Origin of the sequence: Arcanobacterium sp. S3PF19 (genome assembly GCF_000758825.1) — a bacterium.
Lineage (GTDB): Bacteria > Actinomycetota > Actinomycetes > Actinomycetales > Actinomycetaceae > Arcanobacterium_A.
The window spans coordinates 298,056-310,831 of record NZ_JRMX01000013.1 but is presented as its reverse complement, the minus strand read 5'-3'; the positions used below and the strand labels follow the sequence as shown (position 1 = coordinate 310,831).

The following is a 12,776-nucleotide window of genomic DNA, read 5'->3' as shown; positions in this document are numbered from 1 at the left end:
GCCTCCTGTCTAGGGAGTGTCTTCCCAGGAATCCGTCTTCTCCAAGGGTGCAAAACGCAGCATCAGGCGCTTGGTGGCACCGGTTGCAAATTTCACTTTCGCAACCGTGGATTTTCCCACTCCTTCAAATGATAGTATTTTCCCCCGCCCAAACGACTTATGACACACTGTATCTCCGACTTTCAGACCGCCGGTGGCGGCCTGCGGGGAATTTACGGCAACACACGGATCCTGCGGGGAAGAGTTTTTCCGCTCCGCGGCAGAGGACACGTTTTCCCGCACCACGCCGAGCTTGCCGGGCACAAATTCTTTCTTTGCCCCGCCTATGGGAGGCGCAAATCCGTCTTCTGCGAAGAAATCGCCGGTGCGGGAATATGCACTCTGCGCCCGGCTGGGACGGTGCCTGCCTCCGTACAGCGTTTCGCGGGCAGATTCCCGCCGTTCCCAATCAATGACGCCGTCCGGGATTTCCTCCAAAAATCTTGAGGGCAGCAGATCTTGGGGAGCCCCCCACCGGGCGCGGGAGGCAGCACGGGATACAAACAGCCTCTGCCGGGCCCGGGTCAGCGCCACATAGGCAAGACGCCGTTCCTCCGCCAGTTCCGCCGGGTCGTCCAGCGAACGGATATGCGGAAACGTGCCCTCTTCCAAACCGGTCACAAACACCACGGGAAATTCCAGACCTTTCGCGGTGTGGACGGTCATCAGCACAACCTCGCCCGATCCGCCTGCATTTTCGGGAATCTGATCGGAATCGGCAACCAATGAAATCCGGTCCAAAAACCCTTCCAGCCCGCCCTGCGGGTCAAGCGCCGAAAAATCTGCGGCCACCGCACGCAGTTCCGCAAGATTGTCTGCCCGAACTTCGTCCTGCGGATCACGCGATTCCCGCAAAGCCGCCAGATACCCGGATTCCTCAAGCACAAAATCCAAAACCGTTTCCGGCGCGCACCCGGATTCGGCCATATCGCGGGCGCTGTTCAGCATATCCGTAAAATCTTTCAGAGAGCGCAGGGCGCGCGCGCTCAGTCCCTCGATCTGCCCGCGCTGTGCGGAGGGAGTAAGCGCGTCGGAAATCGCGCGCCCGAAAGAAATTCCGTACTGCACGGCACGGCGCGCAATCAGACCTTCGGCTTTCGCCCCCAGACCGCGTTTGGGTTCGTTAAAAATTCTGCGCAGGGAAACCGTGTCATCGGGATTCTGCACGGCCTGCAGATAGGCAATGGCATCTTTTATTTCTTTACGGTCGTAAAATTTTGTGCCCCCAACAACTTTATACGGTATTCCTGCCCGCATCAGCATTTCCTCAAGCACGCGCGATTGGGCATTTGCCCTGTAAAATACCGCGAAATCACGGTAACGGTATCCGTGCTGCGCGCATAGGCAGGCAATGCGTTCCGTTACAAACGCGGCCTCATCCGACTCCGAATCGGCGGCATACCCCGTCAGTTTCTCGCCGGCGCCGGCATCCGTCCACAGATTTTTTGCCCTCCGCTGCGGATTGTTGGCAATCAGAGAGTTCGCCGCCGAGAGAATATTTTGCGTGGAACGGTAATTCTGTTCCAGCAGAATCGTCGTCGTATTGGGAAAATCTTCCTCAAAATTCTCGATATTGCGAATCGTTGCCCCGCGGAACGCGTAAATTGACTGATCCGCATCTCCCACCACCGTCAGTTCCGGATACGGATCCTCATTTCCCGATCCGGCCAGAATCTGCACCAAACGATACTGGGCATAATTGGTATCCTGGTATTCGTCGACCAAAATATGCCTGAATTTTTGCCGGTAACGGCGCAGCGTTTCCGGCCGGGAGCGGAAAAGCAAAACCGTGCGCATAATCAGATCGTCAAAATCCATCGCGTTGGCAGCCTGCAGCCGCTGCTGATACGCGCGGTAGGCGCGGGCAAGAATCAAATCATCCTGCCCGGCGGCGCCCTGCATAAAAGTATCGGGATCCGTCATCTCGTTTTTCAGAGCCGAGACTCTGTTTGTCAGCAGCTTCGGGGAATAACGTTTCGTATCGATATTTTCTTCCGCACACACGGTTTTCATCAGTTTCTGCGCGTCTGCGGCGTCGTAAATGGTAAAAGACGACGTGTACCCGCTGTCCTCATGCTCCGCGCGCAAAATACGCACACATGCGGAATGGAATGTGGAAATCCACATTGTTTTGGCTACGGGACCCAGCATCCGTTCCAGACGTTCGCGCATTTCCTTCGCGGCTTTGTTGGTAAAAGTAATCGCCAGAATTCCGGAGGGATCCGCTTTCCCCTTTTCCGTCAGATATGCGATACGGGTGGTCAGCACCCGTGTTTTTCCCGATCCGGCCCCCGCAATTACAAGCAGGTGGCCTTTCTCGTGCGTCACCGCCCGGTATTGCCCCGGATTAAGTCCCTGCAGCAGCTCCCGCATCCGTTTTGCACCCACCGGACCGTCGGCGGCAGCGCAGGAGGCGGAAAAGCACGCCTGATCCAAATTATCCGCAGCGTGCGTGTCTGCGGTATTTTCCCCCCGGCTGCCTGATGCCGGGGAGGCGGCAGACACTTCGGCAATCTTCCGGCGCAGGGCGTCCATCGCCGAACGCAAAGCATCATCTGAATTCTGTGAAATCATAACATTATCAAGGATACTGTACCGCGGCACATATTTTCCGTTTCACACAGTGTGCCGAACACAGCGGCAAAATTCACATCCGTTTTGCTTTCTCCGTTTCGTCCGCACTGTTTCCCCTTGTCTGCCGCTTTGGCGCGGAATAAGAGTGCGTTTCATGCGGAGCGGGGCGCTCAGCGTTTACGCGAAACAATCACCGCCAGAGTTCCCTGTTTCACCGCTATACGCACATCGCCGTGTTTCCACTCGTTGCTCACGCCAATCGGAAACACGGATTCCATCCGAAAATCGTGCACTTCATATTCCGCGCCCTCAATGTCTACGCCCAGGCTGACCTGTGAAAGGGAAAGCACGGAAAGAGAGTGGTCCGGGCCGCGGGCGGGAAGGATAATTTCGGTATCGTGAATCAGGATCAGTTCGTCGTCGTCGCCTATCACACGGACATTTCCGCCCTGCCCGGCCACAAACGCAAAAGACTGGATATTTGCCAGCAGATGGTCCAGTCTCCGGCCGAAAGCGCAATACACCGTGAAATTACGGTATCCCAGATCCAGGCAGTGCCGGAATGCCGCCAGAGTATCCGTATCCGCCTTTCGCCGCGGCAGACGCACCGACTTCACTCCGGAAGGCACATTCCCCGCGCAGGAATCAAAATCGCCCAGCGCCAAATCGGGACGGATTCCCGCTTCAAGCAGATAATCCAAGCCGTGATCCACCGCCACCACAAAATCCGCGTTTTCAATTCCCGCAAGAGTGCTTTTTGCGCCCCCGCTTACAACCGCACAGTTTTTTTCCACGTTATCCCCTCCCCGAGGTAACTTTATCCGCTATAAGTCTAAAACACTTCCGGAAATATTGTTCTCCCCCGGTCCCACGCCCGGGCGTACCTTCCACGCGGGATCCGCCGGTTTCCCATGCGCCCGCCGGTAGCCGCAGGTCTTTTCCCGGCGTAAAAATTTCCGCAATCCAAAAATCCCCGCAACGCAAAATGCGTCCGTTTCGGGCAATCAAACGGAAACATGTGGCTGTTTATGCCAACATCTTCCCGCCGGATTGCCCGAAACGGACACAATACGGGTCTGCCCGAACCGCGTACGCTACGGGCAGCGAGCCTCAGAAATAGTGGTGCTGTTCGGCTTTGGCCTCCAGATATTCGCGGTATGCCTTCTGCGTCGACTCAATCCGCGATACCTGCGAAACCGGCACATCCCACCATGCCGAAGACGGCGGGTTGGGCCCAAACAGATCGGTCTGAATATAAATCATACTCGCCCGGTCCAATTCCTTTGCCTTGGCATAAGCCTCTCTGAATTCCTTCACTGTCCGCACCCTGAACACTTCCAGTCCCCAAGACTGTGCATTCAGCGCAATATCCACAGGCAGCTCGGCAAGGCTCAGATCGGTGTGCTTTTCGCCGCCGCCCTTGCGGTACTGTGTGCCAAAACGCTGCGAACCGTGCGATTCGGAAAGCGCGCCGATTGAGGAGAATCCGTGGTTGTCAAGCAGCACGTAAATCACCTTTACGCCTTCCTGCACGACTGTTGCCAGCTCCATCGGCAGCATTTGATAGGTGCCGTCTCCCACAATCGAGACCACCTCGGAATCCGGCATGGCCAGTTTCACGCCCAAACCGGCGGGAATCTCATAGCCCATTGTGGAGAATGCATATTCGACGTGATACTGCGTAGGTGTCTTTGCCTGCCAGAGTGCCTGCAGATCACCGGGCATCGACCCGGCCGCGTTAATGACCACATCGTTGTCGCCGAGCATTTCGTTCAATGCGCCAAAGACTTCGGTCTGCGCCGGAAGAGGACCGTGCCCGAGATGATAGCACCTGTATGTTTCCTTCTCCCATGCTTTCTTCTCGGCCGCAACCGTCTCCGCATAATCTGCGTCAACATGGTAATCCGCCAGCTCTTCGGTAAGTGCGCAAAGCGCTTCGCGGGCATCACCGACCAGCATTTCCCCCGCGTTCTTCACCGCGTCAAAGGGCCTGACATTGATGTTTACAAACTTTACGTCCGGATTCTTAAATACCGTGTGCGAAGCCGTGGTGAAATCGGAATAGCGGGTACCGATTCCGATAACCACATCCGCCCGGGCCGCCAGATGATTTGCCGAATCCGAGCCCGTTGCGCCCACTCCGCCCACGGACTGCGGATGATCGCAGTTGATTGCACCCTTGCCTGCCTGTGTATCGGAGACCGGAATCCCCGTGCGGCGGGCAAATTCGCGCAGCTGCCCGCTTGCCAGCGAGTACTTCACGCCTCCGCCCGCAACCACAAGCGGATTTTTCGCATTGCGGATTATTTCCGCGCCGCGGCGCAAAGCCCCCGCATCGAGAGGCGAACGGCGAATATGCCATACACGCTTGGCAAAAGCCTTCACCGGGAAGTCAAATGCCTCCGCCTGCACGTCCTGCGGCATTGCGAGCGTCACCGCACCCGTGGCCGCCGGATCCGTCAGTGCGCGCATTGCCTGCATCAGTGAGGGAAGCAGCTGTTCCGGACGGCTGATACGATCGAAGAAAACCGACACCGCACGGAACGCGTCGTTGACCGAACTGTCGAAGTTCTGTTCGTTCTCAATCTGCTGCAGCACGGGATCCGGGTAGCGGGTGGCAAAGAAGTCTGCGGGGAAAAGGAGCACGGGCAGACGGTTTGTGGTGGCCAGCGCGGCACCGGTCACCATATTCAGGGCGCCCGGTCCGATCGAAGAGGTGCACATCCAGGTCTGCAGCCGATTCTTCGCTTTTGCGAACGCCGCTGCCGTGTTTACCATCCCCTGTTCGTTTCGGGGCATAATATACGGCATTCTTCCGCCGTCCGGCTCGGAATCAATTTCGTTTTGCAGGAGTGCCTGCCCGATTCCCGCCAGATTTCCGTGTCCGAAGATACCGAAAGCGCCGGCAATAAAACGCTGCTCCTTGCCGTCCAGCTCCACATACTGGTTCACCAGGAAACGGATCGTTGCCTGCCCTACAGTTAAACGCACTGTTTCTTGCATTGTCAGTTAGTCCTTTGTCAGTAAAAGTTGTTGATTTATATGGTGTAGAAAGGAAGACGCCGATCCACGTCTTCTTTTTCCCACTCGGCACGCTGCCAGCCGTGATACGGATCGTCCACCGCTTTCCACACGGCATCTTCGGCAGGACCGCCCATTACGTTCAGATAATACAGGTCGTAGAAAGGCGCGGCGGCCGAGGGACCGTGATAGCCGAAGGGAACGGCCACAACGTCTCCCGAGCGGACCCTGGCGGAAACGTCGATTTGGTGTTTCGGCGAGGAATATACTTCCTGCAGTCCGAATGCCCCGCTGTCTTTTTCCGCGCAGCCGCAGCCGCATTTTCTTCCCCCGCGCACTTCAAAGTAGTAAATCTCTTCAAGTTCGCGTTCGTTTTCACCGTGCTCTTCATGCTTGTGCGGCGGATACGACGACCAGTTGCCGCCCGGAGTCAGTACTTCGCAAACCAGCAGATGCGAGGTCTCCACGGCGTTTCCGAGAGCATAATTCGTCACCTGCCGCGAGCTCCGCCCTGATCCGCGCAGTGCGGTAACGGCCTCGCCTGCGGGGCAGTAACGCACGGGTTTGTCGGACGTTGCCTTGGTTGCGGGAAGGGCAATCCGCCCTGCTTTCTCCGCGCGCAGCGTAAAAGACTTATGGCGCGGAACATACAGGTAATCCGTGGCGGAGGCAAACACCGATTCGCGCCCGGCAAGCATATATTTTTCGCCGTCGAGAGTTACCGACGCACCCGTATCCAACGGAAGAACGAGCAGTTCGGTTTCGCCCGTCGCTATTTGCGTTTCTTCACCCGCGCGCAGATTCGCGATTTTCAGGCCAGACCATTCCCACCCTACTTTTTCCGGGGTAATCACGGTATCGTACACACCCGAGGCGGTTGTGCCCGCCGGAATATAATACTTTGCGTTGTCTGTCATTTCCGTTTCCTATCGCACCAATTCCACGGCGGTATCCACGGCTTTTTCAACATCGCCGTCCGAGGGGAAGAGCAGCGAGCGCCCGACAACCAGACCGAAGATGTTCGGCAGACGCATTACCCTGCTCCAGTGGGCAAACACGGCTTCGGCGTCCTGGGAGACCTCCCCGCCGAGAATCAGACTCGGCAGCGTGGTTGCGGCCATCACGCGTTCCATATCGTCCACGCACGGCAGCTTCAGCCATGTGTATGCCGTATTCTCACCCAGTCCGGAGGCAACGGTAATGGATTTAATCACCGCTTCGGGGGAAAGATTGTTTTTGATCACGCCGTCTTCCCAATAGGAGACAAACGGCTCAATCATGGTTATCTTCTTTTCCGCAGACAGTGCATTGACGGCCTGTGCCGTGGAATACAGTGCCGCGGGCGTGGCAGGATCCTCGTAGCAGATGCGGGTAAGGGTTTTTCCGCCTTCCAATCCGGCTTTCACGATTCCGGCCGGGGAATAGCAGTCGGCTCTGTCGTCGATTTCAAACCGGGCTCCCTGCAGACCCGTACGGTTCATGGACCCGAATACGTGCATTCCGTCCAGCACGCCCAGCAGCGCAAGGTCTTCCACCATATCTGCGGTACCAAGGAATCCGGTTACGCCGGGACGCTTCAGTGCCGCCACGCAGCGTGCCAGAACTTCCTGCCGGTCGGCCATTGCGTAGGGCAGCGAACCGGCGCCCAGCGCTCCGCGCGCGGGATGGTCGCAGGCAACGATCATGTGCTTTTCACCCGGCATAAGGGGCCGTGCGGGCTTCCGGGTGCGCAGTGCTTCCGTTATTTTTTCCGGTGCGTATGCGCGCACCTGCGGGATATCGGCGATCTTCATTATTTGTTTCCCTTCACGATAGGAGTTGTTTCCGGGTGCTGCGCGATTGTGTCCAGCACTTCTTTTTCGCTCGGCATGGCGGTGGAGCATTCAAGGCGGGTGGCCACGATGGCACCGGCGGCGGAGGCGGCCTGAATGCACTTGGGCAGATCCCAGCCGGAGAGCAAACCGTGGATGAAATTACCGCCGAAAGCGTCGCCGGATCCCAGTCCGTTCAGTGTATTTACCGCAGTTACGGGAACTTCTATCCGTTCTTCGGCGGTTTTTGCCAGCGTGCCCTTCGGGCCCTGTTTTACAATCGCAATCTCAATGCCGCGTTCCAGCAGGGCATCCGCCGCGCGGTCGGGTTCCGTCTCCCCTACCGCGATCCGGCATTCTTCCCTGTTGCCGATGGCAATGGTGGCATATTCGAGGCAGGAGGAAATTTCCCTGGTGGCCGTCTCCTCGTTTTCCCAGAACATCGGACGGTAGTCCAAATCCGCAATCGTGTATCCGCTCTTTGCCCGCGCCTTCAATGCCTTGAAATGAGCGGCGCGCGAGGGTTCAACCGACAGTCCCGTTCCGGAGAAGGAAAATACTTTCGCGGATTTGATTGCCTCAATGGGCATATCGTCTTCCGTGATCTGCAGGTCGGGAGCGGAGGGCTGCCTGTAGAAGTAAAGCGGGAAATCGTCGGGCGGGAAAATCTCGCAGAACGTAACGGGGGTGTTGAGCTCGTTATTTACCACAACGTACTTTGCGCTTACGCCCAGACGCTCCATTTCCCTGCATATATAACGGCCGAAAGGATCGTTCCCCACGCCTGTAATCGTGGCGGCGCTGTGCCCCAGTTTGGCTGCCGCGACGGCAACATTTGTGGGCGATCCGCCGAGAAACTTTTTAAAGGTCTGCACATCTTCCAGACCCACCCCGGACTGCAGCGGATATACATCAACGCCGCAGCGTCCGATCGTAAGAACTTCCAACTTTTCGCTTGACATGAAAGCACGCTCCTTTTCACAGTTATCGATACGCCTATGTATGTCCGATCACTATTATTGCACTATTTGTCATGGCCGTCAAATGTTTGTATGTACAAAATAGTTAATTGTTCCCATATCGGGCAGTTTTTTATCAGGATTCGGCAACCGTATGCCGCGAATGCAGATTTCCGCACGCCGCGCGCAAAATACCTGCACAGATCCCCGTTTGTGCGCGGGCAAAATACATGCCAAAACCGAAAATATACGCACACCTGCACACACACCGTGCCGCGCCACGCGCGAAAGCGGAGGAAAAACAGGCTGCAGACAGCGCATTTGCGACCAATATCCGGACAAAACCGGAAATGAATGCAACATATGTATTTTCCGCTATACTTGGTAAGGTAAAAGTGTATGTACTGACATATTCAACCTGCATTTAGCGCAAAAGGAAACTGCTTCATGAAAAGAGAACCCGAAACTACGGAGGACTCCAACCTCGATACGCCGTATGTGGCTGACCTTACCCTGGACAGAAACAGCGCAACACCCCTGTATCAGCAGATTTCCGCCCCTATTGCGGCCCTGATCAGCAAGGGGGAAATTGCGCCGGGACAGCTGGTGGAAGACGAACTGTCGCTGGCAAACAGACTGCAGGTGTCGCGTCCCACCGCCAGACGCGCCTTTCAGGAACTGGCGCAAATGGGTTTGGTGGTCCGCAGACGCGGGGCGGGCACGCGTGTAACACCGATTCATATTCAGCGGAAAATCGGTCTTACCAGCCTGAAAAGCGATCTCATCCGCTCGGGTCACAGCACACATACCCAGGTTCTGTCGTACAACGTGACTCTTGCCGACGAACAGACGGCATGTCTTCTCGGAGCCGAAGAAGGAATCGAAGTTGCCTCCATCCGCCGCCTGCGCTGGGCAAACGAAAATCCGCTGGCAATAATGCACAATATCATCCCAATTCAGTTCGCGCCCTCGCTGACGGAGCTGAACGAAAAAGGTCTGTACGACAGTTTCCTCGACAAAGGGATTCACATTACGACCGCCGTACAGAACATAGGCGCCCGCAACGCCACGGAAGAGGAAACAAAGCTGCTCGGGCTGGCACCCAATTCGGCGATGGTAACCATGGAACGCGTTGCCTACGACGCCGCGCATCAGGTGATCGAATACGGAAACCACGTATATGACGCCGCGCAGTATCGGATTACGGTTCCGCTGACCGCCAATATCCACTGACCGGCGCGCCGGCGAAAATCGGTCCTGCCCCGCAGCACGGCTACCCGGTACGGCAGGCAACGAAGCATGACTGCGAATCCGCGCGGCACGGGAAGGCCGTAATCCCTGCGCGGGCAGCGGCACCGTTCAGCGCAGAAGGGACAGCGCGGAAATTACCGTAAACAGGTAAACGATCCATTCAAAGAGTTCCCGGCTGATTTTTTTCACGAGAAGAATTCCGGCTCCGACACCCGGCACCAAAAACACGGCAAGCAGGGCAACTTTCTCCAGCGTGTCGAGAGAAAACAGGTCCAGTCCCGCAGATACGGGCAGTTTAAGCAGATTGCAGAAAAAGAAAATCCAGGCATTTGCGCTGAGAAAATCTTTTACCGAAAGATCCATCCGAAACAGATACAGATACACAAACGGACCGCCGACATTGGCCGTCATCGTGCCAAATCCGCCCAAAACGCCGTACAGCAGACGCCCGCCGGGGCCCATCTGCCCGATCTGTTTCACTGTGCGGCCGGAGGCAGCGCGCGCATTTCCCTTCTTCTTTTTTCTGCGGTCCCAAATACTGTATGCGGTCATGGCCAGCAGGATCAGGGCAATGAGAATCCGCAGCCCCGAATCCGTGACGAAATAAAGAAAAGCCCCGCCGAGAATCAGACCCAGAATCAGGGACGGCATAACGGGAGCAACAATCCGGCGGCTGAAAGCGTGCCGGTAATAGGAAATGGCAAAAATATCCCCCAAAATAAACAGTCCCAGAACAACGGCCGTAGACTGCCGGGCATCGAGGGCAAGCGCACAGAAAGCAGGCGTGAGCAGTGAGGCACCGGGCAGGGCAATCTTGGAAAAGCCCGCCATAAACGCCCCGGCGCCAAGCAGGGCCCACTGAAGCAGTGACAAACCGGTCATCGTAATACAGAAAAAGGAGCGGGAGCATTGGAAATATACATAACCAACGCTCCCGCGCCCAAACAGCCGTTTACTTTGCCAGTGCCTGCAGCGCCAGCAGCGACTTGCGGGCATTCTCGATCGGGCCGGCGCCGACAGGCGGCTCACCGTCGATCATGATGTCCTGCTCCAGCACATAGTATCCGTCGAAACCGACGCTGTCGAGCGTCTTTACGATTTCGGCAAAATCAATGTCGCCTTCGCCGATGGGGGCAAACATTTCCGCTTTGATTCCTTCGGACCAGGTGATCTCTCCCGGAAGCAGCTTGTTCGTCAGCTCCGCGTGCACGTCCTTTGCGTGTACGATCGAGACGCGCTCGGCGTACTGCTTCGTCAGCTCCACCGGATCCGTACCGCCGCAGAACAGGTGGCCCGTGTCGAGGCACAGACCGACGGAGGAATTATCGAGCACCTTGTGCACCTCGTCCTTCGTCTGCACCATCGTGCCCCAGTGCGGGTGCAGGCAGGCGGTTACGCCGTCTTTTGCCGCGCGCTCCACGATCCGGTCCATGTTGGTAAAGAGCGTCTTCCAACCGGTTTCATCCAGTACGGGACGGTTGTCGTACCCGTCACGGCCGGAATCGGCAGCCAGAATCAGATAATCGCCGCCGGCTACCTTAAACGCTTCGAGTTCCTTCTCCACTGCCGGAATCGGATCATAGTCGGGATCGTGCATGACGGAGAGGAAAAATGCGCCCACAGCCTTCAGACCGAACTTGGAAATAGCCTTCTTTCTGCCTTCGGGGTCGAGAGGAAGCCAGCCCTGCGGACCGAATTCCGTGGCAGTCAGACCCAAATCTTTCATTTCCTGCAATACCCGATCGGGGCTCATCTGATATCCCCAGTTCGGCACTTCGCAAACACCCCAGGAAATAGGTGCACCGGCAATCTTCATTGATTTCTCCTTCAGTTATCCGATTTATATTTTACAGTTTTACGGTCTTGCCCGTCTTGGCACTTTCCAAAGCCGCTTCCGCGATTCTCAGGGCGACCTCGCCCGCTTCGATAGACGGCTGCAGCTCTTTGCCTTCCTTCACTGCCTTCAGGAAGGTCCGCAGTTCGTCGGCGTACGCGGTGGCGTAACGGGTGAGGAAGAAGTCCTGGAAGGGCTCCTGCGCATCCGAATACTCCGCAGTGTATGCGCGCACGGTTGTCTCACGCTGATTTTCGGCAAACAGGGAACCCTTCGGTCCGAAAGCCTCCAGCCGCTGGTCGTAACCCGTGGCACAGTGACGCGAATTAATAATCGTGGCCACCTTACCCGCCTTGTTGGTCAGCAGAATCACCGCCGCGTCATAATCGCCCGTATCATCCAGATCCGGATCCAGATTCTGTCCGATCGTGGTTACGGTGGCGACATCGCCAAGGAAGTAGTGCGCCATATCGAAATCGTGGATCGTCATGTCCTTGAAAATTCCGCCGGAAACCGCAATGTATTCTTTCGGCGGAGCGGCCGGATCGCGGGAAATAATGGTCAGCTGCTCAAGAGGACCGATCTTCCCTTCGTCAACCAGCTTCTTGATCTTGGCAAAGTTCGGATCGAAACGGCGGTTGAAGCCGAGCATAACAGTCGGATTCAGCCCCTTAAGCTGTTCCTTCAGCTTTGCCACGGACTCTACTTCCATTGCCAGCGGCTTTTCGCAAAGCGCCGGTTTGCCGGCTTTCGCCGCGGCTACGATATGTTCTACGTGCAGAGGCGTGGGCGAGCAGATAATAATTGCCTCTACTTCTTTGTCTGCGAATACATCCTCTGCGCGCGTTGTGTAACGTGCGCCGTATTTTTCCGCAAGAGCTTTCGCCGCGTCTTCGTTGACGTCCGAGACAAGAACCAGATTCGCGTCCGCAATGGAACCGATCGTCTTTGCATGTACGTGACCGATGCGCCCGGCACCGATTATTCCAATGTTGGTCATTTTCACTCCTTTGAATAATGCGTCAAGCCCAAAGCCCAACACCTGCAAGGTAAAAGAGCTTAATTTGTTTTCCTACCACAGTGTAAGACTCTACTTTGTAAGCACTTATTATTTTATAACTACTAACATTCTTCAGTCAACATTATTTTACTGATTACAAACGGTTAATTAAAAGATGACATTTTGTGCACAAAAGCGGAACGCAGATAAAATTTTTCCCGGCCGCGTTCCCCAAAATACCGCTTCACCCGCGAAAACACAAAAGAGGGGCGCAGTCCTCAGGACTG

10 protein-coding genes are annotated in these 12,776 nt (G+C 56.2%); 1 reads left to right on the top strand and 9 read right to left on the bottom strand.

What is annotated here, in order from left to right; translation table 11 throughout:
* Positions 1-9: 9 nt before the first annotated feature.
* From HMPREF1631_RS04070 to iolC, 6 genes are all read right to left on the bottom strand, one after another.
* The gene (locus tag HMPREF1631_RS04070) at positions 10-2,613 is read right to left on the bottom strand and encodes an ATP-dependent helicase (RefSeq protein ID WP_034232645.1); all 2,604 of its coding nucleotides are present in this window, start codon (positions 2,611-2,613) and stop codon (positions 10-12) included.
* Between the two features lie 170 nt (positions 2,614-2,783).
* On the bottom strand, positions 2,784-3,407 hold the full coding sequence (locus HMPREF1631_RS04065) for a thiamine diphosphokinase (protein ID WP_034232643.1): 624 nt from the start codon (positions 3,405-3,407) through the stop codon (positions 2,784-2,786).
* 316 nt (positions 3,408-3,723) lie between these two features.
* Positions 3,724-5,616 carry a 3D-(3,5/4)-trihydroxycyclohexane-1,2-dione acylhydrolase (decyclizing) gene (gene iolD / locus HMPREF1631_RS04055; protein ID WP_198017365.1) on the bottom strand — a complete coding sequence of 631 codons (1,893 nt, stop codon included), beginning with the start codon at positions 5,614-5,616 and terminating at the stop codon, positions 3,724-3,726.
* A 35-nt stretch (positions 5,617-5,651) separates the two neighbouring features.
* Entirely contained in the window at positions 5,652-6,551 is a 900-nt protein-coding gene (gene iolB, locus HMPREF1631_RS04050; protein ID WP_034232637.1) for a 5-deoxy-glucuronate isomerase, read from the bottom strand.
* A gap of 9 nt (positions 6,552-6,560) precedes the next feature.
* On the bottom strand, positions 6,561-7,430 hold the full coding sequence (locus HMPREF1631_RS04045; protein ID WP_034232858.1) for a hypothetical protein: 870 nt from the start codon (positions 7,428-7,430) through the stop codon (positions 6,561-6,563).
* Positions 7,427-8,407: a 5-dehydro-2-deoxygluconokinase gene (gene iolC, locus HMPREF1631_RS04040; RefSeq protein WP_034232856.1), complete on the bottom strand. Its 981-nt coding sequence runs from the start codon at positions 8,405-8,407 to the stop codon at positions 7,427-7,429. Before iolC ends, HMPREF1631_RS04045 begins: the two co-directional genes overlap by 4 nt.
* A gap of 444 nt (positions 8,408-8,851) precedes the next feature.
* Here iolC and HMPREF1631_RS04030 point away from each other — a divergent pair, with 444 nt between their 5' ends.
* Positions 8,852-9,637 carry a GntR family transcriptional regulator gene (locus HMPREF1631_RS04030; RefSeq protein WP_034232633.1) on the top strand — a complete coding sequence of 262 codons (786 nt, stop codon included), beginning with the start codon at positions 8,852-8,854 and terminating at the stop codon, positions 9,635-9,637.
* 126 nt (positions 9,638-9,763) lie between these two features.
* Here the strand turns inward: HMPREF1631_RS04030 and HMPREF1631_RS04025 are convergent, their stop codons facing one another.
* The 3 genes from HMPREF1631_RS04025 to iolG form a co-directional block, all read right to left on the bottom strand.
* A complete protein-coding gene (locus tag HMPREF1631_RS04025; protein WP_034232631.1) occupies positions 9,764-10,537 on the bottom strand; it encodes a sulfite exporter TauE/SafE family protein in 774 nt (257 codons plus the stop codon).
* 70 nt (positions 10,538-10,607) lie between these two features.
* Entirely contained in the window at positions 10,608-11,471 is an 864-nt protein-coding gene (locus tag HMPREF1631_RS04020) for a sugar phosphate isomerase/epimerase (protein WP_034232629.1), read from the bottom strand.
* Between the two features lie 31 nt (positions 11,472-11,502).
* Positions 11,503-12,489, bottom strand: coding sequence for an inositol 2-dehydrogenase (gene iolG, locus HMPREF1631_RS04015; RefSeq protein ID WP_034232627.1), 987 nt, complete (start codon positions 12,487-12,489; stop codon positions 11,503-11,505).
* Between the last annotated feature and the right edge of the window lie 287 nt (positions 12,490-12,776).